General features: G+C 69.9%; 24 protein-coding genes. 13 read left to right on the forward strand and 11 right to left on the reverse strand.

Going from position 1 to position 22482, the window contains the following annotated elements; translation table 11 throughout:
* Positions 1–15: 15 nt before the first annotated feature.
* On the reverse strand, positions 16–1710 hold the full coding sequence (locus OG897_RS26335) for a serine/threonine-protein kinase (RefSeq protein WP_266659962.1): 1695 nt from the start codon (positions 1708–1710) through the stop codon (positions 16–18).
* Positions 1711–1984: 274 nt separating this feature from the next.
* Between OG897_RS26335 and OG897_RS26340 the strand changes: the two genes are divergently transcribed.
* Positions 1985–3016 carry an esterase family protein gene (locus OG897_RS26340; RefSeq protein WP_266659964.1) on the forward strand — a complete coding sequence of 344 codons (1032 nt, stop codon included), beginning with the start codon at positions 1985–1987 and terminating at the stop codon, positions 3014–3016.
* A 15-nt stretch (positions 3017–3031) separates the two neighbouring features.
* Here OG897_RS26340 and OG897_RS26345 read toward each other — a convergent pair whose 3' ends face one another.
* Positions 3032–3904: a menaquinone biosynthetic enzyme MqnA/MqnD family protein gene (locus OG897_RS26345; RefSeq protein WP_266659966.1), complete on the reverse strand. Its 873-nt coding sequence runs from the start codon at positions 3902–3904 to the stop codon at positions 3032–3034.
* A 318-nt stretch (positions 3905–4222) separates the two neighbouring features.
* Here OG897_RS26345 and OG897_RS26350 point away from each other — a divergent pair, with 318 nt between their 5' ends.
* Positions 4223–4426 (forward strand): cold-shock protein, encoded by a 204-nt coding sequence (locus OG897_RS26350; RefSeq protein ID WP_008738468.1) that lies wholly within the window; start codon positions 4223–4225, stop codon positions 4424–4426.
* Between the two features lie 127 nt (positions 4427–4553).
* On the opposite strand, the gene OG897_RS26355 is transcribed toward OG897_RS26350, so the two are convergent.
* A complete protein-coding gene (locus OG897_RS26355; protein WP_266659969.1) occupies positions 4554–6587 on the reverse strand; it encodes a long-chain fatty acid--CoA ligase in 2034 nt (677 codons plus the stop codon).
* Between the two features lie 92 nt (positions 6588–6679).
* Between OG897_RS26355 and OG897_RS26360 the strand changes: the two genes are divergently transcribed.
* From OG897_RS26360 to OG897_RS26370, 3 genes are all read left to right on the forward strand, one after another.
* The gene (locus tag OG897_RS26360; protein WP_266659971.1) at positions 6680–7723 is read left to right on the forward strand and encodes an AraC family transcriptional regulator; all 1044 of its coding nucleotides are present in this window, start codon (positions 6680–6682) and stop codon (positions 7721–7723) included.
* 240 nt (positions 7724–7963) lie between these two features.
* On the forward strand, positions 7964–9127 hold the full coding sequence (locus OG897_RS26365; protein ID WP_266659973.1) for a lipase family protein: 1164 nt from the start codon (positions 7964–7966) through the stop codon (positions 9125–9127).
* Positions 9128–9274: 147 nt separating this feature from the next.
* Positions 9275–9838, forward strand: coding sequence for a DinB family protein (locus OG897_RS26370; RefSeq protein ID WP_266659975.1), 564 nt, complete (start codon positions 9275–9277; stop codon positions 9836–9838).
* A 39-nt stretch (positions 9839–9877) separates the two neighbouring features.
* On the opposite strand, the gene OG897_RS26375 is transcribed toward OG897_RS26370, so the two are convergent.
* Complete coding sequence (locus OG897_RS26375) at positions 9878–11161, reverse strand: lipase family protein (RefSeq protein ID WP_266659977.1); 1284 nt, start codon at positions 11159–11161, stop codon at positions 9878–9880.
* A gap of 207 nt (positions 11162–11368) precedes the next feature.
* On the opposite strand from OG897_RS26375, the gene OG897_RS26380 reads away from it, so the two are divergent.
* Together OG897_RS26380 and OG897_RS26385 are read left to right on the forward strand one after the other, a co-directional pair.
* Positions 11369–12613, forward strand: coding sequence for an NAD(P)/FAD-dependent oxidoreductase (locus OG897_RS26380; RefSeq protein WP_266659979.1), 1245 nt, complete (start codon positions 11369–11371; stop codon positions 12611–12613).
* 41 nt (positions 12614–12654) lie between these two features.
* A complete protein-coding gene (locus OG897_RS26385; protein WP_266659981.1) occupies positions 12655–13596 on the forward strand; it encodes an RNA polymerase sigma-70 factor in 942 nt (313 codons plus the stop codon).
* On the opposite strand, the gene OG897_RS26390 is transcribed toward OG897_RS26385, so the two are convergent.
* The 6 genes from OG897_RS26390 to OG897_RS26415 form a co-directional block, all read right to left on the reverse strand.
* The gene (locus tag OG897_RS26390) at positions 13583–14554 is read right to left on the reverse strand and encodes a sporulation-delaying protein SdpB family protein (RefSeq protein WP_266659983.1); all 972 of its coding nucleotides are present in this window, start codon (positions 14552–14554) and stop codon (positions 13583–13585) included. The two genes, OG897_RS26385 and OG897_RS26390, sit on opposite strands and share 14 nt — an antisense overlap.
* Before the next feature lie 8 nt (positions 14555–14562).
* A complete protein-coding gene (locus OG897_RS26395) occupies positions 14563–15222 on the reverse strand; it encodes an SdpA family antimicrobial peptide system protein (RefSeq protein WP_266659985.1) in 660 nt (219 codons plus the stop codon).
* Positions 15223–15314: 92 nt separating this feature from the next.
* A complete protein-coding gene (locus OG897_RS26400; protein WP_266659987.1) occupies positions 15315–16007 on the reverse strand; it encodes a hypothetical protein in 693 nt (230 codons plus the stop codon).
* A gap of 44 nt (positions 16008–16051) precedes the next feature.
* Positions 16052–16438: an SdpI family protein gene (locus OG897_RS26405; protein WP_266659989.1), complete on the reverse strand. Its 387-nt coding sequence runs from the start codon at positions 16436–16438 to the stop codon at positions 16052–16054.
* A 182-nt stretch (positions 16439–16620) separates the two neighbouring features.
* The gene (locus OG897_RS26410; RefSeq protein ID WP_266659991.1) at positions 16621–17034 is read right to left on the reverse strand and encodes a gamma-glutamylcyclotransferase family protein; all 414 of its coding nucleotides are present in this window, start codon (positions 17032–17034) and stop codon (positions 16621–16623) included.
* Between the two features lie 38 nt (positions 17035–17072).
* Positions 17073–17498 carry an ATP-binding protein gene (locus OG897_RS26415; RefSeq protein ID WP_266659993.1) on the reverse strand — a complete coding sequence of 142 codons (426 nt, stop codon included), beginning with the start codon at positions 17496–17498 and terminating at the stop codon, positions 17073–17075.
* A 126-nt stretch (positions 17499–17624) separates the two neighbouring features.
* On the opposite strand from OG897_RS26415, the gene OG897_RS26420 reads away from it, so the two are divergent.
* The 3 genes from OG897_RS26420 (at position 17625) to OG897_RS26430 (ending at position 19963) form a co-directional block, all read left to right on the forward strand.
* Positions 17625–18491 carry a helix-turn-helix transcriptional regulator gene (locus OG897_RS26420; RefSeq protein WP_266660524.1) on the forward strand — a complete coding sequence of 289 codons (867 nt, stop codon included), beginning with the start codon at positions 17625–17627 and terminating at the stop codon, positions 18489–18491.
* Positions 18488–18802, forward strand: a complete 315-nt coding sequence (locus OG897_RS26425; RefSeq protein WP_266659995.1) for a DUF397 domain-containing protein — start codon at positions 18488–18490, stop codon at positions 18800–18802. The genes OG897_RS26420 and OG897_RS26425 overlap by 4 nt, the downstream gene beginning before the upstream one ends.
* Positions 18803–18949: 147 nt before the next feature.
* Positions 18950–19963 (forward strand): hypothetical protein, encoded by a 1014-nt coding sequence (locus tag OG897_RS26430; RefSeq protein ID WP_266659996.1) that lies wholly within the window; start codon positions 18950–18952, stop codon positions 19961–19963.
* Positions 19964–20028: 65 nt separating this feature from the next.
* Here OG897_RS26430 and OG897_RS26435 read toward each other — a convergent pair whose 3' ends face one another.
* Positions 20029–20355 (reverse strand): hypothetical protein, encoded by a 327-nt coding sequence (locus OG897_RS26435; RefSeq protein WP_266659997.1) that lies wholly within the window; start codon positions 20353–20355, stop codon positions 20029–20031.
* Positions 20356–20602: 247 nt separating this feature from the next.
* Here OG897_RS26435 and OG897_RS26440 point away from each other — a divergent pair, with 247 nt between their 5' ends.
* The 3 genes from OG897_RS26440 (at position 20603) to OG897_RS26450 (ending at position 22327) form a co-directional block, all read left to right on the forward strand.
* Positions 20603–21523, forward strand: a complete 921-nt coding sequence (locus OG897_RS26440; RefSeq protein ID WP_266659998.1) for an ALF repeat-containing protein — start codon at positions 20603–20605, stop codon at positions 21521–21523.
* A 163-nt stretch (positions 21524–21686) separates the two neighbouring features.
* Positions 21687–21908 carry a type II toxin-antitoxin system VapB family antitoxin gene (locus tag OG897_RS26445; protein ID WP_266659999.1) on the forward strand — a complete coding sequence of 74 codons (222 nt, stop codon included), beginning with the start codon at positions 21687–21689 and terminating at the stop codon, positions 21906–21908.
* Positions 21908–22327 carry a PIN domain-containing protein gene (locus OG897_RS26450; RefSeq protein ID WP_266660000.1) on the forward strand — a complete coding sequence of 140 codons (420 nt, stop codon included), beginning with the start codon at positions 21908–21910 and terminating at the stop codon, positions 22325–22327. Before OG897_RS26445 ends, OG897_RS26450 begins: the two co-directional genes overlap by 1 nt.
* Positions 22328–22482 lie beyond the last annotated feature (155 nt).

Here is a 22482-nt window from a genome sequence, read left to right on the forward strand (position 1 = left end):
GCCACTCCCGTACCGCTAGCGCTTCTTGAGGGTTCCGTACGGCTTGCCCTGCTCGGCGGAAGGCGACGTGTAGCGGAGCGTGCCGTCCGGGTTGCGGGTGAGGATCAGTTCGCTGGACTCGCCGGAGCACAGGAGCGGGGTGGAGGGGCGCGCGGGGTCGGTGCGGTCCTCGACGACGACCTTGTCGTCGGTGGCCGACACCAGCTTGCCGACGCCGTAACACTTGACGCCGAGCAGGTCGTACGACGACTTCAGTACGTCCTCGCCCTTGCCGCCCCGGACGAGGGTAACCGTGATCGTGCCGTGCGGCTGGTTGGTGGTGGCCTCGGTGAGGCTGCCGGTCCAGGTCCCGACGAAGCTCTCCGGCACGACGCCGCGCCCCGGCGTCTCCGGGGCCGAGGAGTGCGCCCCGGGCTGCTGGCTGTCCTTGCCGGCGCCGCTTCCGGCCTTGTCGCCGCCACCGCCGCCCAGCAGTCCCGGCAGGAAGGCGATGCCCAGCGTCACCCCGGCCAGCGCCCCCGCGACCGCGAGCACCAGGGTGCAGCTGCGCCGCCTGCCCCGCCCGTCCGCAGGCCCGGAGGGTGTGTTCTCGGTGGCGAAGGACACCGAGAGGCCGGGCCGCTGGCCGGGCACCTCGGGCTGCCCGTGCGAAGCCGGAGGCGTCCCGTGCGAAGCCGCAGGCGCCCCGTACGAGGCCGGAGGCGGCCCGAATTCCCCGGGCCCGGGTACGGACACAGGCACAGGCACGCCCCCGCTGCCCACCACCCCGTGCGTGAAGGGCACGGGCCCCGAGGCCATCCCCTCGGCCGGAGCCGCGGGCTCCATCTCCAGCAGCCGTACGGCACTGCGCCCCGCCTCCGCCACCAGGTCCCCCGGCAGCCACCCCGCCGCGACGTCGGCGGCCGCCCCGCCCGGGGCCAGCCGCTCGCCGAGTTCCCGGGGGGTCGGCCGGTCGGCGGCGGACTTGGCGAGGCAGGACCGCACCAGATCCCTCAAGTCACCCGACAGGGAGCCGAGTTCGGGCTCCTCGTGCACGACCTTGTACAACAGGGAAGCCGCCGAGTCCCCCGGAAAGGGAGAGGCCCCCGTCGCCGCGTACGCCAGCACCGCCCCCAGCGAGAAGACGTCGGCCGCAGCCGTGACGCCCTTCCCGAGGATCTGCTCGGGCGACATGTAGCCGGGCGACCCGACCGAGACTCCCGTCGAGGTCAGGGATGCCGTGGCGTCCGCCGCGCGCGCGATCCCGAAGTCGATCAGCCGGGGCCCGTCCAGGGTGAGCAGCACGTTCGACGGCTTCACGTCCCGGTGGACGAGTCCCAGGGCGTGCACCGCCGTGAGCGCTTCCGCGAGCCCCGCGCCCAGCACCCGTACCGACGGGTCCGGCAGCGGCCCGTGCGCGGCGACCGCCTGCGTCAACGAGGGGCCCGCCACGTAACCCGTGGCCACCCACGGCACCGGAGCCTCGGCGTCCGCGTCCAGGACGGGCGCGGTCCACGCCCCGCCGACCTTCCTGGCGGCCTCCACCTCGCGCCGGAAACGGGCCCTGAACTCCTCGTCCTGCGCGAAGTGCGGATGCACCACCTTGACCGCGACCGTACGGCCCCCGGCACTGCGCCCGAGGTACACCCGGCCCATGCCGCCGGACCCCAGCCGTCCGAGCAATCGGTAGTCACCGATATTCTGCGGTTCGCCCGCTTCCAGCGGCTGCATGGTGATGTGCTCCCCCGAGACGTCGTGAACTCGCCGTCGACCCTCTCCCACAGTAGGGCCGACGTGTGCGGGATCACTGGGACAAGTCGGACACGGAACGAACCGATGTCCCCCGGACCGCATCTCCTTGTACGGAACGCGTACGGAGCACGACCGCCCCGCGCACGGAACGCGCACGGAAACGGGTGTCCCGCACCGCCCTTCCGCCCACCGTCCGCCCCTTCCCCCGCCGCCCGCCCGCCGCCTGCTCTCCCACCCGCCCCGGAGCCCTCGTATGAATCGCCTGCCGAGCCGCCGCCTGATAGCCACCGCCCTGCTCGGGTCCACCCTGCTGCTCGCGGTGACCGCCTGCTCGGACGAGGGCAATCCGTACGACTTCAACTCGGCCGGATCCGGGACCGGTTCGATCCAGCGCAACGATCTCCAGCAGACGCTGGCCAAGGGCGACGCGGGCACGCTCATGCCGCGCGGTCCGCGCTCGGAGTTCTCCGTGTTCCGCACCCTGGACGACGGCACGAAGGTCGCGCAGACCACGCTGTCCGGGGCGAAGTCCGGGTTCACCGGCAAGGTGTGGGTGTGGGCGCCGAAGCAGTACTTCGACCCGAAGTACGCGACGAGCGGCTTTCCGGTGCTGATCGCGCTCCCGGGTTCGTACGGATACGACAACAACTACTGGACCCAGGAGAAGAAGCAGTTCCTGGAGAAGGTCGCCGACATGTCCCAGAAGGGCACGAGCCTGCCGTTCCTCGTGGTGATGCCGGTACTCAATCCCGAGAAGAAGTACTACGACGGGAGCGACATTCCGGGGCGGCCGAAAATGGGCACCTGGATGACGGAGGACGTTCCGGATTTCGTCAAGTCGAATTTCCGCACGTTTCGCTCGCGCGACGGCTGGGCTTTCATGGGTTCGTCGTCCGGCGGATTCGTCGCACTGAAATCGGTACTGAAGTACCCGGACCGGTTCAAGGCGGTTATCTCGTCCGGACCGGACATCGTTCCGGACTCCCCGATGTGGAAGGGCCACCCGCAGGAGAAGCTGGCGAACAATCCGCGCAAGCTGGCCGCCGACCTGATCAAGCGGCCGGACGCCCCGAAGGTCTATGTGGCGTTCCAGGTCGGCTCCAAGGAGAGCCTGATCCCGCGCGTGAACCGCTTCATGCAGGAGTACGGCAAGGGCCCGATCAAGACGCGCCTCCAGGTGATCCCGGACGGCATCCACAACCCGGCGACGTACGTCCGGGGCATGGAGTCGGGCAGCCTCACCTGGCTCAGCTCGCACCTGAAGGCGCCCGTCCCCACTCCCTGAGGGACCCCTCGGGGATTACTCCCCGAGCAGGGTGATGTGCACGTCCGTCGGGTACCCGGTGGTGTCCCCGGTGCGGCGCGCGAACTCCTTCACGCCCTCGATCTGCTCGGGACCGAAGCGGAAGTCCAGCGTCGTGAAGTACTTCTCCAGGAGTTCGGCGTCGAAGTCCTCCCAGCGGGCGGCCTGCTCGGCGACCAGGTCGACCTCGGCGAGCGACAGGTCGCGGGAGGCGAGGAACGCCTCGTGCGCCTTCTCCACGTGGTACGGCTCGCGGGCCAGGTAGTCCTTGCGGGCGGCCCACACGGCGAAGACGAACGGCAGCCCCGTCCACTCCTTCCACATCTGCCCCAGGTCGTGGACCTGGAGCCCGAGCCGGGGCGCGTCGTGCAGGGAGGCCCGCAGCGCGGCGTCCCCGATGAGCACGGCCGCGTCGGCCTCGCGCATCATCAGGCTCAGGTCCGGCGGGCAGGTGTAGTAGTCCGGCTCGACGCCGTACTGCTCGGCGAGCAGGAGCTGTGCCAGGCGTACGGAGGTGCGCGAGGTCGACCCGAGGGCGACGCGCGCCTTGTCCAGCTCGGCCAGCGGCACCTTGGAGACGATCACGCAGGACATCACCGGGCCGTCGCAGCCGACCGCGAGGTCGGGGAAGGCGACGAGGTCGTCGGCGTTCTTCAGGAACTCGACCACCGTCACGGGACCGAGGTCGAGGTCGCCTCGGACGATCTGCTCGCTGAGCCGCTCGGGGGTGTCCTTGGTCAGCTCGAAGTCCAGCAGCGTCCCGGTCCGCGCGAGACCCCAGTAGAGGGGTACGCAGTTCAGGAACTGGATGTGGCCGACGCGGGGCCGGGTGCGGTTCGGCGTCAGCTCGCCAGCGGTTGAATTGTCCACATCGCGAGGCTAGACCCGCCGGGTGCGGAGGGCCCCTCCGGGGGTCCGGGCGGGGGCTCGTGGAGGTTCTGGTCCCCCCCTCGGAAGCGCCTCTCAGAACCCTCTCGGCGTCAGCCGACACGCCCGTGTCAAACATCCGGGTGACGTGATCTTTCCCTCTACCGCTTGCCCAAAGGTGCATGCTAGGCTCGCCCGCAAGTTGCAGTTTGGTTTCCCTTGCAGTACAGAGCCTGCGGAGCATGTAACCCGCAGGCTTTTGTTTTCAGACTTCCTTGTAGGTTCTGGAGCAGGGCAACCCTTTGGCCCATGGGAGGGCTTATGGCTACCGGAACCGTCAAGTGGTTCAACGCTGAAAAGGGCTTCGGCTTCATCGCCCAGGACGGCGGCGGCCCGGATGTCTTCGTCCACTACTCCGCGATCAACGCGTCTGGTTTCCGCTCGCTTGAGGAGAACCAGCTCGTGAACTTCGACGTCACGCAGGGCCCGAAGGGCCCGCAGGCGGAGAACGTCACCCCCGCCTAAGTCCTCGGACTTAACTGGGAAACGACCGATCGCGGTCGTTGAACGCAGTACCCAAGGAGCCCCGTTCCGATGCGTCGGAACGGGGCTCCTGCCTTTCCACGGTTACCTCTGCGGTTTACCTGCACGGTTACCGATAAAGCTCCTCGATTTCCGCCGCATAGCGCTCCAGAACCGCTTTCCGCCGCACTTTCAGCGTCGGCGTGAGCGTGCCGTCCGCGATGCTGAGGTCCTCGTCCAGTACGGCGAAGGCCCGGAGGCGGGCGGGCCGGGACACCTGGGCGTTCGCCGCCTCGACGGCCTCGCGCACCAGCTCCCGCACGGCGGGGTGTCTCCCCGGTCGCTCGCCAAGCTCGTGCCCCTCCCTGGCCGCCCACGCCGCGATCTCCTCCGCGTCCAGCGTGATCAGTGCGACCGGGTGCGGGCGCCGGTCTCCGGCCATGACGGCGTACGAGACGTACCGGGACTGCTGGACGGCGTGCTCGACGAGGGAGGGCGTGAGGTTCTTCCCGGCGGACGTGATGATCAGGTCCTTCTTGCGCCCGGTGATGGTGAGATACCCGTCCTCGTCGAGAACCCCCAGGTCACCGGTGTGCAGCCAGCCGTCCGCGTCGAGGACTTCCCGGCTGGCGTCCGCATTCCCCTCGTACCCGGGGAAGACCATTCCGCCGCGCGCCAGCACCTCCCCGTCACCCTCCGCGATCCGGATCTCGCACCCGGGGTAGGCCCGCCCGACGCTCCCGTACCGCACGGCCCCCGGCCGGTTGAGCGAGATCACCCCGCCCGACTCGGTCATCCCGTACCCCTCGTAGACCGGGATCCCGCAGGCGCGCAGGAAGTCGAGGGTCTGCGGGGCGATCGGGGCGGCCCCGGTGAGGGCCCAGCGCACGCGCCCCCCGAAGGCGGCGCGCACGAGCCCGTACAGCGACTCCTCAGCAGCCTCGTACGCCTCCCTGTCGCTTTCCGGAAGCCTCCCCTCCGCAGCCAGGACCCCGATCCTCACCGCCTCCTCGAACCGCTCCCTGCCGCCCTCCTGTGCCTCCGCGAGCCCCAGCACCGTCGCGTGGACCTTCTCGAAGAAGCGGGGCACGGAGGGCAGGTGCGTGGGCCGCACCTCGGCCAGCTCTCCGATCACGTCCTCGATCCGCCCCCCGAAGTAGCACAACTCGCCGCCGAACATGAGGGTGTTGAGCTCGATGAGCTGTGCGAGGAGGTGGGCGAGAGGAAGGTAGAGGTACGTGACGTCGCCCGGCCCGCCCCGGATCATCTCGGCCCCGCCGTCCAGGACGGCCGCGAAGTTGGCATGGGTGAGCCGACACCCCTTGGGCGGCCCGGTGGTCCCGGACGTGTACACGATCGACGCCAGGTCCTCAGCCCGTACGCCCTCCCCCCGCCCAAGGAAGTCCTCCACGGTGACCCCGTGGACGGGCAGCCCCACAAGCTCCCCCAACAACACGGTCCGCACCCCTCCCCCCACCCCAGCCCCCTCGCCCAGCCGCCCCACCCCCTCCGCTCGCCCAGCCCCCTTGGGCGGCGGGGCCACCCCCTCCGCTCGCCCAGCCTCCTTGGGCGGCGGGGCCGCCCCCCGGGGGCGGGACGGGCGGGCAAGGGGGCGGCCCCCTCGCTCCGGGCCCACCCCGGAGCGCCCCCGCCCCACCCTGGTACCGCCTGCCCTCTCCGGAGAGGCCCCCGCCCCGACCCCGGTACCGCCCACCCCCTCCGGAGAGGCCCCAGCCCCGCTACCGCCCGCACCCTCCGCAGGGGCCCCCGTCACCGCACGCACCCGCTCCGCCTGGCTCGCGGTCTGGCAGAGCACCAGTGCCGCACCCGAGTCACCCAAGACCCAGGCCACCTCGTCGTCCCCCGCCGTCGGGTAGACGGGTACCACCACACCCCCCACCGCCAGCACCGCGAAGTGCGCGTACGTCCAGTCGGCGCAGGTCTCCCCGAGGATGCCCACCCGGTCACCGGCCGAGACCCCGGCCGCCATCAGCCCGCGCCCGGCTTCCCGCACCCGCTCCCGGAACCTGGCGTACGAGACGGGGCCCGCCCCCTTCTCACGCAACGCGGGAAGATCCCCGTACCGCGCCCCCACCCACTCGGCGAACCCGGACAGTGCCGCAGGGCGCGGCCTCACCTCAGGCGTGTCAACCGTATCCGTCATGACCCGACGGTAAGTAGCCATCCCTCCACGGGAGATGACGGGAAACGTCACCCCCACTGACCCACGCGCTCACAGCGACTACCTTCCCCTCCATGGGCAAGCGGACGATCACCGTGCACCACGTACGGGCCGTACTGCGCGGCGCCGAGCGCGCCGGGAAGGACACGGTCCCGCTCCTCCAGGCCGCCCAGATCCCGCCCCTCCTGCTGGGCGACGACCGCGCCCGCGTGACGAGCACCCAATTCGCCCGCCTCTTTAGGGCGTTGTACCGGACCACACAGGACGAGTTCCTGGGCCTGGCCACCGCCCCCAGCCGCCCCGGGACCTTCGCGATGATGTGTTACGCGGCGATGGCCTGCCCTGATCTCGGCCGGGCGATGGAACGCGGCACCGCCTTCTACGCCCTCTTCGACGGCGGCCCCCGCCTCTCCCTCACCCGTACGCCCGCCGAGGCGGTCTTCACCGTGCACAACCAACTCGGCGCGGCGGAGAGCCGGTTCGAGGACCGGTTCCTCAGCGAGTGCATGGTGATCATCTGGCACCGGCTGTGCAGCTGGCTGACCGGCAGCCGGATCCCGCTCCGCTGGGCGGAGTTCGCCTACCCTCCCCCTCCCCACGAGGACGAGTACGGGAGCCTCTTCGGCTGCCCGGTCCGTTTCGGGGCCGCCCGCACGGCGGCGGGCTTCGACGCCCACTGGCTCTCGGCCCCGCTCGTCCAGGACGAGGAGTCCCTCGACGCCCTGCTGCACCGCGCCCCCTTCGACCTCCTCACCCGCCGCGAGTACGGCACGACGGTCGCCGAGCAGGTCCGCCGCTCCCTCGCCCAGGCGCTCCGGGCGTCCCCCCGTCTCCCCTCCCTCACCGAGACGGCGGCCCGCCTCGCCGTCAGCCCCGCGACGCTCCGCCGCCGCCTGGACCGGGAGGGCACGAGCTTCCAGCAGCTCAAGGACGCGGTGCGGCGGGACGCGGCCATCGCGGGCCTGACGGAGGGCAGCGAACCGATAGCGGAGCTGGCGGCACGGCTCGGCTTCTCGGAGGACACGAGCTTCCACCGGGCGTTCCGCCGGTGGACGGGGACGACGCCGGGGGCGTACCGGGTGGCGGCACACGACGCCTGCGAGACGCCGGGCCCGTGAATCACCAGCCCTCGTGAGACACCGGGCCCCTGAAGCACAAGCCCTCGTGAGACACCGGGCCCCTGAAGCACAAGCCTTCGTGACACGCCGAGTCCCTGAAGCACCGGCCCTCGTGAGACGCCGCGTCAGTGAAGCTGAGCGTTCCGGTCAGAGCGTTTCTTACTCGCCGGTCACTAGGTTCTCCGGACGAACGCGCACTCCGCGTTTCGCGCACCCCCCACCCGCCCGTAGGGAGAGCCCATGTCCGTACGTACCAGAGTGCTCGCGGCAGCCGCAGCCCTCGCCCTGTCCGCAGCCCTGCCGACGGCGGCGACCGCCACCGCCGAACCCTCCGCCGCAGACGCCCCCGGCACCCTCCTCTCCGCCTCCCCCACCTCCTTCCACCCCCTCCCCCTCCAGCCCACCAACACCGACGCCTGGCACATCAACTACCGCTCCACGACCGCGAAGGGCGCGGCCAACACCGTCTCGGGCACGGTCATCGTCCCGAAGGACGGCCGGAAGGGCCCTCGCCCCCTCGTCACGTACGCCGTCGGCACGGTCGGCATGGGCGACCAGTGCGCCCCCAGCGCGGGCTTCCCGTACGGCACGACGGTCGAGGCCACCCTCATCAACGCGGTCGTGCAGCGCGGCTGGGCGGTCGCCGTCACGGACTACGAGGGCCTCGGCACGCCGGGCGACCACACGTACACGGTGGGCCGCGCGGAGGGCCAGGCCGTCCTGGACGCGGCGCGCGCGGCGATGAAGCTCCCGGCCTCGCAGACGGGGCTGACCCCGGACTCCCCCGTCGGCATCATGGGCTACTCGCAGGGCGGCCAGGCCAGCAGTTGGGCGGCCGAACTCCACGACTCGTACGCCCCTGAGCTGAACGTGAAGGGCACGGCGACCGGCGGCGTCCCCGCCGACCTGATGGAGGTCGCCAAGTTCAACGACGGCAACCTCGGCGCGGGCCTGATACTGATGGCAGCCGCGGGCCACGACACGGCCTACCCGGAGCTGAAGCTCGACTCCTACCTCAACCAGCAGGGCAAGGCGTACGTCGACTTCATGCGCAAGAACTGCGTGGCGATCAACGCGATCTCCGCCCCCTTCAAGCGCATCAGCGAGGTGACGACCACCAACCCCCTCGAATCCCCCGCCTGGCAAGCGAAGTTGGCGGCTTCGAGGCTCGGCACGCACGCCCCCGACCACCCGGTCTACCTCTACCACGGCGGCCTCGACGAGCTGATCCCGTACAAGATGGGCACCCAGCTCAGGGCCGATTGGTGCGCGCGGGGCGCGAAGGTGCAATGGCGCTCGCACCCGCTCCTGGAGCACATCGGCGGGGTGACGGTCGGGGCGTTCCCGGCGATGGACTGGCTGGGCGACCGCTTCGCCGGCAGGCCGGCGACCGGCAACTGCTGACCTCCGCGTGAACCCCACGCACGACAGGGGCCCAGCCGCGATCTCAGGAGCGGCCGGGCCCCACGCCCGTAAACGATCTGTCCCCGCAAACGATCTGTCCCCGTAAATGACCTGGCGGGACGGCCTTTCACGCACGACGATGACCTCATGACTGATCAACCCGCACGATGGACCCAGGCGACCGTCTACCCCGACATGTGGGTGAACCCGGACGACGACCCGCGCGACAGCGACCAGGACAGCCCCGAGGGCGAACTCGACACGCTCCTCGACTTCATCCGGAACTATCGCCTCACCCTCCGCATGAAGTGCGAGGGCCTGACCCCGGAACAGCTCGCCCTGCGCTCCGTCCCCCCGTCGACGATGTCCCTCCTGGGCCTGGTCCGCCATCTCGCGGAGGTGGAGCGCGACTGGCTCAACTGGATCACGCACGGCGACCCGCTCCCCAAGCTGTACGGGAAGCGGGACGCGGACTTCGACGAGGCGGTCGGGACCGAGGCGGAGGTGTCCGCCGCCTTCGCCGACCTTGAGCGGGAACAGGCCGCCACGGACGCCGAGTTGGAGAAGTACTACGACAACCTCGGCGAGCACGTCGGCCGCGAGGAGATCGCGGTGCGCGAGCTGATGGTGCACATGGTGGACGAGTACGCCCGCCACTGCGGCCACGCGGACCTGCTGCGGGAGTGCGTGGACGGGCGGGTCGGCCAGTAGGCCGGGCCACCGGCCCGCACCCGGCGGCCCGAGCCCCGGTCAGCCGGTCTTCGCCGACGCGTCGAAGAAGCGGATGATCCGGGGCACGGCCTCCCGCACCGAGTCGCTGTGGTCGTAGCCGTCCAGCTCGATCACCCGGCTCGCGGCGCCGTTGCGCGTCAACTGGCCTTCGCAGTAGCGGGCGTGACTGATGTTGACGTCCCTGTCGCCCCCGCCGTGGAAGATCTCCACCGGTACGTTCGGACGCCAGTCGCACGTGGTGTCCACCGCGCGCAGCTTCTCCTTCAGGACGCCTTCGGGCTTGCGGATCCTGTTCAGGAAGTCCTCGTGGAACAGGTCCTTGGACTTCATCGTGAGCCCCTTCATGATCTCGTCGGTGGTGTGATGGCCGTCGAAGAGGGCCTCCACCCCGGCGGCGTAAGGGGCTTTGAAGACCTCGTCGGAGGACCCGTACAGGCCGTACGTCTTGTTCCAGGCGGTGGCGAAGTAGGCGAGGTAGATGCCTGACTTCTCGATCGTGTCGTTGGCGGCGGCGGCCTCGAAGGCCGAGAGGTCGAAGGGGCCGCCGACCGGGGCGAGCGCGCCGAGCCGGAAGTAGCGGTCGGCACCCTCCTGCTGGAGGGCCCGGCCCACCATCATGGTCGCGGGGCCGCCCTGCGAGAAGCCACTGACCTGCACCTTCCGTGCCAGTTCCCGGCCACTGCGGTGGGCGAAGGTCCTGGCGGCGCGCAGGCCGTCCACCGAGGCCGCGACCGTGGCCCGGGGGTCGCCGTACGGGTGGAAGCCCGGGCCCGCGCCGAGGCCCACGTAGTCGGGCGCCGACACGGCCCGGCCGGTCGAGGCGAAGAGCAGGGAGACGAGCCGGTCGGTGGACTTCGGGTTCTCCGATGCGACGTCCTTGCGGTAGGCGGTGGTGCCGTGCAGCCAGGAGACGGTTTGCAGGTGGCGCGCCCGGCTCTTGGGCAGAACGACGAGCTGGCTCGCGGTGGTGGGGGCGCCCGCGCTGTTGGTGGTGCGGTAGACGACCTGGTAGGCGGTCACGCCGTAGCGGACCTGGGCCGTGGCGAGCGTGCCGCGGAGTTCGGCGATCACTTGCTCGGCCGTGAAGTCGGCCACCTGCTTGACGGAGACGAGGGTTCCGCCGTGCGACCGCTCGACGCGGGAGTCGGCCGCCGAAGCGGAAGCGGAAGCCGAGGCCGTCGACGGAGCCGAAGCCGTCGACGGGGTCGAGGCCACCGCCGACACCGGGGCCAGCAGGGCGGACACTCCTCCAAGTACCGCCGCACCAGAGAGAGTTCGTAACTTTGCTCGCCGTGAGTTCATGGATGGATCATGCCCATCGGCCGCCCCGCCGGGACATGGGACGCCCACCCCGAACCGCACGGGGGGAAGCCCCCCAAGACCCATAGGGGAGACCCGACACCCACCCGTCTCACCCTCTCCGATGTGACCTGCGCCACAAGCTGTCACAGCCCCGGACCCTCCGGTGTCTTGTGATCGAACCCCCCTTCGAGCGCAGGAGAGAACACCATGAACGAGAACACCGTGACCGGCGCGCACACCGAGATCGTCGTCATCGGTGGCGGCTACGCAGGCGTCATGGCCGCCAACCGCCTCACCCAGCGCCCCGACGTCACCGTCACCCTCGTCAACCCCCGCCCCACCTTCATCCACCGCATCCGCCTCCACCAGCAGGTCGGCGACACCGGCAACGCGGTCGTCGCGTTCGCGGACGTCCTCGCCGAGCGCGTCCGGCTGCTCGTCGGCTCGGTGGAGCGCATCGACGCCGACGCGCGCAGCCTCGCGCTGGAGTCAGGCGAGACGGTCCGTTACGACTACCTCGTGTACGCCGTCGGCAGCGGCAGCGCCGATCCGAGCGTCCCGGGCGCCGCCGAGTTCGCCTACCCGATCGCCACCTTCGAGGAGGCGGAGCGCCTGCGTCCGGTACTGGCGGCAGCAGGCCCGCAGGCGGCCGTCACCGTCGTCGGCTCGGGCCCCACCGGCATCGAGACCGCCGCCGAACTCGCCGAGGCGGGCCGGAAGGTGACCCTGGTCTGTGGCGGCGAGCTGAACCCGTACCTCCACCCGCGTGGCCGCCGCTCGGTCGCCAAGCGCCTCGCCCGCCTCGGCGTGACGGTCGTCGACGGGGCCGGGAGCCGGGCCGCCGCCGTCACCCGCGACGCCGTCCGCCTCGCCGACGGCCGCGAGCTCCCCAGCGCCGTGACCATCTGGACCGTCGGCTTCGGCGTCCCCGACCTGGCCGTACGCAGCGGCCTGAGCACCGACGCCCTCGGCCGACTCCTCACCGACGAGACCCTGACCAGCGTCGACGACGACCGCATCCTCGCCGCAGGCGACTCGGCCGCCCCCTCGAACCTGCCCATGCGCATGAGCTGCCAGGCCGCGATGCCGCTGGGTGCGCGCGCCGCCGACACCCTCCTCAGCCGGATCGCGGGCGAGCGGCCGGAGCCGGTCGGCCAGCCGTTCGGCGCGCAGTGCATCAGCCTGGGGCGGCGCGACGGGATCTTCCAGTTCGCCAACAAGGCGGACGTCGCGATCTGGTTCAACGTCGACGGCGCTCCCGGTGCGAAGCTGAAGGAGCTGGTGTGCACGTTCGTGGTCAAGCACTTGGCGAGCGAGGGGAAGAAGCCCGGTTCGTACGGCCTGCACCGCGCCAAGGGCGGGGCCGCCCAGCGCCAACTGCGCCTGCGCACCGAGCAGAAGGAGACCGCACCTGCTCCCGCATCTGCCCCCGCCCTCGACCGCGCCGCCTGACCGGTCCATGATCAGCGGCAGTCGACGATAAGGACCGTGCCGTGACACCCGAAACGCCCGCCCCACCGGCGACCGCCACCGACCCCGCCACCGACCCCGCGACCGAAGCCTTCGTCGCCCACCGGAACCTCCTCTTCACGGTCGCGTACGAGATGCTCGGCTCCGCCGCCGACGCGGAGGACGTGCTCCAGGAGACCTGGCTCCGCTGGGTCAAGGTCGACCTGTCCCAAGTGACCGAGCAACGCGCCTACTTGGTACGGATCACCACCCGCCAGGCCCTCAACCGCCTGCGCACTCTCCAGCGCCGCAAGGAGTCGTACGTCGGCCCGTGGCTCCCCGAGCCGATGCTCACCGCCCCGGACGTGGCGGAGGACGTCGAGCTGGCCGAGAGCGTCTCCACGGCCATGCTCCTCGTCCTGGAAACCCTCTCCCCCACCGAACGCGCCGTCTTCGTCCTCCGCGACATCTTCGACGTCGAGTACGACGAGATCGCGGCGGCCCTCGACAAGACCCCGGCGGCGGTCCGCCAGATCGCCCACCGCGCCCGTAACCACGTCCAGGCCCGCCGACCCCGCCAGACGGTGCCCGCGAGCATGACCAGGGCCGCCCTCGCCTCGTTCCAACGCGTGCTGGAGACCGGCGACTTGCAGGGCCTCCTGGACGTACTCGCCCCGGACGTGGTCCTCCTCGGCGACGGCGGCGGCATCAAGCAAGCCTCCCTCCGCCCGACGGTGGGCGCGGTCAAGGTGGCCCGCTTCATGCTCGGCGGCATCGGCAAGCACATCGAGGGCAAGGGCTCCTCGATGTCCATCGCCCCCACGGTGGTCAACGGCGCCCCGGCCCTGGTCATCCACGTGGACGGCGAGCTGGACGGCGTCATGACCGCCCGCGTGGAGGACGCCCGCATCACGGGCCTCTACTACGTCCGCAACCCCGAAAAGCTCCACCGCACGGAGTCCGAGACCACCCTCACCCTCCGCTGACCCCCACCCTCTCCGGGCGAGCCTCACCGACGACGGCTCGCCCGCCGTCGGTGCCCCTCGCACGGCGTGGGAGGAGCGACGTGAAGCGCGGTGCGTACGTGTCGATGCCCCGGGATGCCGCGCAGACCACCGCGCCCACCATGATGAAGCCGAAGGACACGATGCCGATCTGCACGATGATCAGTACGTGCAGAGCCCCGCTGATCAGCGCGGCCAGCGCCTGCCGGGAGCCGCGCCGCACCAGGAACACCGCGATCAGCGTCTCCGCGAGGATCGTGCCCCACGTGGACAGCAGGGCGATGATCGTTATCCCGGTCGTCCAGCGGAACAGCTCGTCGAGCAGACCGGCGGCCCCGAAGTTCTCCATGCGGGCGACGTAGTACGTCGCGCTGCCCTCCGACCACGGGCCGACCGGCAGCTTCGCCAGGGCGCTGTTGAGGTAGATGTACGCCACCTGGAGCCGCACGCCCCACCATCCGGCCCACGCCAGCCCCTGCCAGACCGAGCCCTTCCGCAGCTCGTCCCGGGGCCCGGTCCGTGACCGTTGCCAGTGCCACGTACGCCGGTCGTTGGCGCAGGCGAGGACGAGGAAGAAAGTGACGACCTGCGCCACGGCGTCGCCCCCGTCGGGCAGGGAGATCGACTGGCCGATGGAGAGGGACGCCCAGAAGTGCAGGACGGTCGTGTAGCGGGGCAGGATTCCGCTGGCGACGATCAGGAGCAGGGCCAGCAGCACCCAGTTGAGGAACTGCCGGTCGGCGGATTCCGCCAGGCAGTACAGGGACAGCGACTGGACCGGTGGTGTGCAGGACACCTCGGTTTCGGCGCCGCCCACCGGCACGAAGAGATGGGACGCCGGAGTGAAGAGCAGGATCGACGCCTGAGCGAGGGCGATGGTCGTCCGGCCCGCTCCGAGAGCCCTGGATTCGGCCGGGAAACGACGGACCGACCTTTCCATCCTCACCGCTATTCGCTTTGCGAACACTTCGCCTCCACCAGAGCGGCCCTCTTGTCGAGACGCCAGCCTTCGTACTTGTCACGGAACTTCCACGGCACCGGCCTCGTCTCGACAAGTACCAGTCGCCCGCAGAGAGTTGGCACCGGAGAAGTGTTCTCCACGGAAACGGGAACGGGAACAGAAACGGGCTCATTTGCAGGTCCGGAACCGCGACCGGGACCGGAATTAGCGGCCCCGGAAGCCGAGGACCCGGCGACCACCGCCGGACAATCTCCCTCTGCCTCCTCGCAGTTCTTCCACTTCTGCACCTGGTTCGCCATCGCAGCAACCTCGGGCCCCTGCGCACGCTGACGCCGCGAGAGGCCGTACAGATTGTCCGGACGCGAATTCGGCAGGCGCGCCGCATAGGCGACACCGTCGTCGTTCACGACGTACGGAACGAATTCGGGGTCGCTCGGAGGCTTCGTGAAGAACGCCCAACTCTGGGGAAGGAACCGGGCCGAGAAGGCCCGGAGGTCTCCCCCGTCGCGCGTGGAAAGCACATTGCTCGGCAGGGAGAAGAAGATGGAACCGGCCAGCAGGGCTCCGGTCACGAGGATGCCGACCACGGCGGAGACCAGTCCCGGTACGGAACGGACCTCCCCGGACTCTCCCCCATCGGTGACCACCCCGGGGTCTCCCCCGTCGGTGACCGCCCCGGGGTCTCCCCCGTCGGTGACCGCCCCGGCCGTCTGCTGCTCGGTGGTCGCCGGGTCCCGCCTCACGTCAGCGCGGAGGTCAGGGCTTCGACGAACGCGTCCCGCTCGATGCCCGAACCGGTCGGGCTGCCGTCCTCCAGGTACCACGTGACGACCACGAGGGTGGCGAGGGCGTTGGTGGCGACCCCCGCGTTCGTGTACGCGACGGCGTTGGCGGCGCCCACGGCGTTCACGTAGATGGCCACGTAGGCGCCCATCCAGAACCAGCCCTTGGCCTGCGCCACCGCCTCGGGCTTCTTGCCCTCGACCGGCTGCGACGTCGCCTTCAGCCACTTGTTGAAGGAGATCGAGAAGTCACGCAGCGCGGCGTCCACACGCACCGGGTCACCGGTGTGGAACGGAACCGCCATCTCCTGGTGGAAGTTGGGGTGCGCGCCCAGGTATCCCGCGATGACCTTCCCCAACGCCCCTTCGTCGGTCTGGGGCTTGTCCGGGTTGAAGCCGAGCATCTGCTTCAACTCCGGGTGTGCTTCCGCGATAGGCCCCTGAGCGGCCAGCAGCAGTTGCAGAAGATCCGTGTCGCTGTACTTGACGGTCTCCTTCGCCGCCTTCTTGAGCTGCGCCTTGCCCGGCGCGGCGGCTGCCCCGCTGCCGCCCCCGTCGTTCGCGAAGGCGCTCTGGGCGGTGACTCCCCCCGCTACGAGAATCGAACTGACCACAGCCGTGGCCACCATTTTCCTGGACCTGAACTTCACGCTGTCCTCCCCTGACATGCGAGTTCAGCTCACCGAGAGCTGAACTATCTATCGGAATTGCCGACTGCACGCGCAGCCGTGTTTGCTGCGACCGAAGCTGCGACGAGGAGCCCGAGAACCACGACGAGTCCGCACAGAGGGACGACGATGACAGCCGCATTCGCGCTGTCACTCACCATCATCACCACACCGAGCACCACCGAAATGGCCCCCGCCGCATAGGCGGTGAGAAAGGTCGCCGTCAGCATCGGCGCCGATGCTGCATGCCCTCTCTCCCACGCGGCGTCCGAGGCCATCGTGGCTTTGGTTCTGATGCCGATCGCGGAATTGCGCTGGATGTTGCCGCTCGCGACCTGCTTCTTCATGTACTGAATCAACAGGCCCAGAGTGAGCAGCCCTACTCCGAACACCAATCCCGCAGCCGGGTCCATTGCTCGTCCTCCAAGGACATAGACGTCATCGGTACACCTCTGGAGGCGCATTGCGCCCCTGCTCGCTCGCAATGGCGGTAAGCCGTCGCGCAGAAACGATCTTGATAAGACTGGACCATCCCCGCCCCGTTCTTCACTGCCGGTTCCCGGCAGACTCAGAGGCAATCTCCTTGCCGGAGCCTTCAAAACCCAGCAAGGAACCCGTGCAGCCCTTGGATTCGGAAGGCTTCCGCGTCCCACGTGTCCTGCCGCACGCCCGTGCCCGTGCCCGTGCCCGCGCCCACCCAGACGTACGTCCAGCCCCGCACCCCGCCCTCCAGCGCGATCCGGCGCAGCTCGTACTCGTCGCCCTCGTACTCGTCCAGGACTCGCCACTCCCGTACGGTCAGGTCCCCCAGCAGCACCCCGCGCGCGACGCCCCCCGAGGCGGCGACGAGGCCGGGGTAGGGGCGGCCCTCCAGAGCCGCCGCACGCCAGCCCGGCGCACTGGTGGCGACACCGGCCGGCACCCGGCCGAGAAGCACCCCGAGAACCTCCGGAAACTGGAGAGTTCCGTACACGAAGAGCACGTCGGGGAGGACGGGTCGTTCAGTCATGTGCGGAGTCTCCCGGGTTCCGGAGCGAAGGGCACCGTTCATCCTGCCCCGGGCCACCTCAGCTCCGCCCACACCGTCTTTCCGGGACCGTCCTCCGTGACCCCCCACCGCTCCGTCAGCTCCTCCACCAGCACCAGCCCGAGCCCGCCCTCCGCGATCCCCGGCATCTCCCGCTGCCGCGCCGGTCTGCACTTGCCCCGCGCGTCCCCCACCTCGATCCGCAGTACGTCCCCGAGCGCGAGCCGCAGCGAGAAGTCCTCGCCCTCCACCCGCCCGTGCAGTACGGCGTTGGCGGCCAGCTCCGCCACCACCGTCGCCACCGCGTCCGCGAACTCGCACCCGTACGGCACCCCCCACTCCTGGATCTGCCGCTCCGCCAGCAGCCGGGCCAACCGGGCTCCCCTGCGCGTGGAACTGATCCGCTGCTCGAACTCCACGCTCAACGTGGGGATTTCCTTGTTCATGTGACAGAGCGTGGTCGGTCCGCTCTACCCTGACCAGGTGCGGACCGGCGACCGTGGGTAGTTGTACGGGTGCGTGACGCGCGCTGTACGTCCTGTCGACCGTGACTCAGAAGGCGGCCCTGAGTGATCCCGAACCAGGAGCAGGAAGCGACCCCCGAGATCCCGTCCCAGGAGGACGGAACCGCCCATCTCTTCCGCGCCCTGGGCAAGCAGATCAAGACGCTTCGGGAGCATCGGGGCATGAAGCAGACGGAGTTGGCCCTCGCCGTCAACTTCGGCCCGGACCTCATCTCTGCGGTCGAGAGGGGCACGCGGACCCCTCAGCCCTCGCTCTTGGAGGCCGCCGACCCCGTACTCGGCGCACACGGGACCCTCATCGCGGCCATCCCCGACGTCGAAGAAGCACTCACGCGCAGCCGGACCCGGCATCCGCACTGGTACCGGGATTACGCGGGGCTGGAGAAGCAGGCCCTGGAGATCCACCACTACGGCAACCAGGTCGTGCACGGCCTGCTCCAGACGGAGGCGTACGCGCGGGCCATCTTTACGTGGTGGAGGCCGCTGCTGAGCGAGGAGACCGTGGAGAAGCGAGTGGCCGACCGGCTGTCACGACAGGTGGTACTGGAGAAGTGGCCGCCCTCGCAGTTCGGCTTCATCTTCGAGGAGGTAGTCCTGCGGCGGCCCATCGGCGGACGCGCCGTGCACCATGAACAGCTGCGGCGTCTACTGGAAGCCGGGAACCAGCGCAACATCACGATCCAGGTGATCGAGACCGAGTGCGGGGAACACCCCAACTCTGGCGGTGCGTTCAACCTGCTGACCGCGAAGAACGAGCAACGCGTCGCCTATACAGAGGTCCAAGGGCACCCTCGCCTGATCACTGACCCTCGCGAGGTCAGGGAGATGCAGGATCGCTATGGAATCATGCAGACACTGGCTCTCAGGCCCGACGCCTCCAGGGCCCTGATCGAGAGAATTCTGGGAGACCGATGAATAACGCGGCGCTCAACTGGTTCAAGTCGAGCTACAGCGACGGATCGGGCGGCGATTGCATCGAAGTCGCGTACGAGTGGCGCAAGTCGAGCTACAGCAGTGGCGAGGGCGGCGAGTGCCTTGAGGTCGCCTACGACTGGTGCAAGTCGAGCTACAGCAGCGGCGAAGGCGGGGACTGCGTCGAGGTCGCCGCCCACCCCACCACCATCCACATCCGCGACTCCAAGCTTGCCGAAGCCAGCCCCCACCTCGGGATCTCTCCCGCCGCCTGGACCGCGTTCGTCGCGTACGCCCCGCAGATTCCCAAGTAACCACGCAGAGTACCCATTTGATGCGGTAGCGTGATCGCGTCATCACGCTCTGCATCTCATGCGGAACGTAAAGCGGCCCCCGCAGGTGCTACCAACACCAGACGCGAGGGCCTCACCCCAAAAAGGCTTACTCAAGGAGCCCCAGGAATGTTCCTGCATGTTATCTCCCCCTCGCGCGCCTTCACGAAGGTTCCCAACGCCCTGTTCCGCAACAAGGCACTGAACCCCGCCGCCCGCCTCCTCCTCGGATACCTCGGCGGCCTCACGGGCGACGAACGGCGCAAGCCCCTGAGCGCGCACGCCGAGGAAATCGGCCTGAAGCAGAGCACGTTCAAGAGGGCCAAGAAGGAACTCGTCCAGTACGGCTACGTCCACGACTACCGCGCACAGGACGCGGACGGACGCTGGTACACGGACCAGCGGGTGAGCACCGTACCCCTGACGGAAGCCGAGTTCACCGCCCTGCGCGCCGGAACGGCCTCTCCCGGTGTGCCGAAACCGACCGTCGGTGAGCCGAGTGGTCCGCCCGTCGGCCGCTCTACCGGTACTTCTCAGACGAACAGCAAGACATCTCCCACCCGCCCACCCAAAGACACCCCGGTGAAGGCAGCTTCGGCGGCAGACGCGAACACCCCCCGGACCGAAGCCCCGGACGCGGACACCGAACGCCACTTCGCCCTCGCCGAACGCATCCTGCGGGACTTGGGAACCGTACGCAGGGACCTCGCCCTGAGCGTGCGCAACATGCGATATCTGGCCTCGGGCATCGCCGCCAAGCTCCAACGCGGCGTCCCCGCCTGGGAGATCCACAGCGCGCTCACGCACGGCCTGCCGTCCGAACCCATCCTGAACGCGGCCGGGTTCATCACCCACCGCCTCACGACGAAGGTCCCGGACGCGGCCGACCTCGCCGCCGCCGAGACGGCCAGACGTACGGCTGCGGCGGAACGGACCGCTTCCGCTCCCACTCCCCGCAAGGCCCTCATCGAGTGCCGGGGGCCGGGACGCCCCGGGGCCCACGTGCTCCGCCCCGTGGGCGACGAGACGTACTGCGACCCGTGCCGCCGCGAGTACCCGAGCCTGGCCGCCCTGTCCGAGGAGGAACACGGCGGAGCCTGGGCCCCGTTGACCGCGCCGGACTACCCGGACCCGGTCTTCTGACGGCGGCACGGGCGCTCCCGGGACCCCTCGCGGAGCCCCGGGAGCCATGCGGTCGAGGCGGGTGATCAGCAGGGGGCGCTGATGTTCCCGCAGTAGATCCAGCCGTAGGCGGGGGACGTGACGTGGTACCAGCGGTTGCCTGCGGAGTTGTACTTCCTGGAGTCCCAGTAGACGTCCTGCCCGTACGACGTCTGGTACACGACGCCGCAACTGGCCGCCGCACAGCTCCTGATGGGACCGCCGATCGACATGACCCAGCCCGCCGCCGCCCCGGTGGCGGACGCCTGGACGGGCACGGTCCGGGCAGGTGCCGCCTGGGCGGGAACCACCGTGGTCGCGGTCAGTGCGGCGCCGGCGAGAATTCCCGCCGCTGCGAACATACGGATGCGCATGAAGGCTCCTCTGTCGCGAGTGGGTCCCGGTGACGCCGGGACCTGACAGGGCGTCACTCTTCTCGGTCACCGGGAAGCAGCTCAAGACGGATCCTGTCCGGGACACGTTCCGAACATGTTCCAGACATGTCCGAATGCGTTGAGACATGTCCGAACGGGACCGGTGGAGGGGTGTTGAGTGGCTCGATGAAGATCGACTTACCATGTCCCGACCAGTTCTGCACATCTTCATTACATCGGGGAACCAATGAAGTACACGCGTATATCGGTGCTCGTCGCGGCTGCGGCCGTCGCACCGGCCCTCCTGTTCACGTCGTCGGCGCACGCAGCTCCGGCCCAGGCCGCCCACGTCAAGACGTCCTTCGCCGCCGCGCCGCAGGCCCCCATCCCGTCCTCGGAGGCCGACCAGCGCGTCGAGGTCGTCCGCATCTACGGGTCCAAGGACTCGGGCCCGGGTGTGAAGGCGGCGGCCCTCAAGGCACTCAAGGGCACCCCGGCCGACATCCGGGAGTTCCTGGAGAAGGGCCAGCACGAGGAGCGCATCACCGACAACCGGGTGCGCACCGGCCAGATCCACAGCACGGGCGGCCCGTCCGTGAAGGCAGCCGCCAAGAAGGCGCTCCTGGGCACGCCGGAGGACGTCCAGAAGTTCCTGGACAAGGGGCAGTTCGAGGCCCGGAACATCGACAACCAGGTGCTGGTCAGCAAGATCATCAACACCGGGGGCCCGCACACGAAGGAAGCGGGGAAGAAGGCTCTGAAGGGCACGCCGGAGGACATACAGGCGTTCCTGGACAAGGGCCAGCACGAGGCCCGCAAGCAGGACGAGGCCGACGCGGCGGGCTCGAAGGACAAGCCCACCCCGAAGCCCTCCAAGGACGCTCCGTCCAACGGCGGCGGCAACGCGGGCGGCACCGGCCCGTCCACCCCGCCCGGCGACAAGGACAAGCCCGCCCCGAACCCCTCCACGGGCAGCTCCGTCGCCCCCTCCGCCAAGCCGGTGACGGACGGCGGCAACACCCCGGCCCCCGCCTCGGGCGGCACGGACCTCGCCGAGACCGGCGCGGGCTCCACGCTCCCGTGGGCAGCGGGCGGCACCGCCGTGGCCCTGGCCGCAGGCGCGGCCATCCTGGTGGCCACCCGCCGCCGCCGCTCCGCCGAGGGCTGAGCCCCCACGCACGGGTGGCCCCGCGCCCCTTCCCAGGGACGCGGGGCCACCCGCCCGCTTTTGCCTCCGCTCCCTCGGGAGCGGGCCTGCGGTGCTTCGCCGCACCCGCACCCTCTATGTAATCTGTTGATGCGACCTGTTGCTCATCAACATGGAGGGCCCCATGAGCCTGACCACGATTGATCTTGACGACGAGGCCCTGGCCGAGGCCATGCGCGTGTCCGGCATAAGGACCAAGAAGGAAGCGGTGAACACCGCTCTGCGCGAGTTCACCGAGCGCCACCGGCGCATCGCCGCCCTGGAGCACTACGCGGGGGTCGCACAGACCTGGGACTACGAGTCCTGGGAGCGGCGACATGCGGCGGAGAAGAGTGCCGGACAGTAATGATTCCGCGCTATCTCATCGACTCCTCGGCGCTCTGGCGTCTGCAACGCGACAAGACACTGCTGAGCGCCTGGAGCGAGGTCATCGGCAACGGAGCCGTCGGCTCCTGCGCTCCGCAGCGCAGCGAGTTCCGGGCCTCGGCGCGGAACCGGCACGAGTACGACGACATGACCGAGATGTTCGCGGTCCTCTATTCGGACGTCGCCGTACCCAAGTCCGGCTGGCAGTGGATCGAATCCGCGCAGTACAAGCTGGCGGCATCCGGGGAGCACCGTGGCCTGTCGGTTGTGGACCTCCTCGTGTCCGCCACCGCCGCTCACCACGGGCTGACCGTGCTCCACGACGACAACGACTTCTCGACCGTCGCCCGCACCACTCGTGACCTGCGCGAACGCAGCATCCACAACCTCCCGGGCTGAACCACACCCCCTGCGGCTCCCCCTTCACCCAGCCCCCTCGGCCTCCGCCCTCCGCTTCCGCCTAGCCCCCTTGGGCGGCGGGGCCTTTGCCTCGTCCCCTCGGGCGGCAGGGCCAGCCCCCTCCGCTTCCGCCTAGCCCCTTTGGGTTCCGCCTA

The organism is Streptomyces sp. NBC_00237, from assembly GCF_026342435.1.
In the GTDB taxonomy this organism is placed as follows: domain Bacteria; phylum Actinomycetota; class Actinomycetes; order Streptomycetales; family Streptomycetaceae; genus Streptomyces.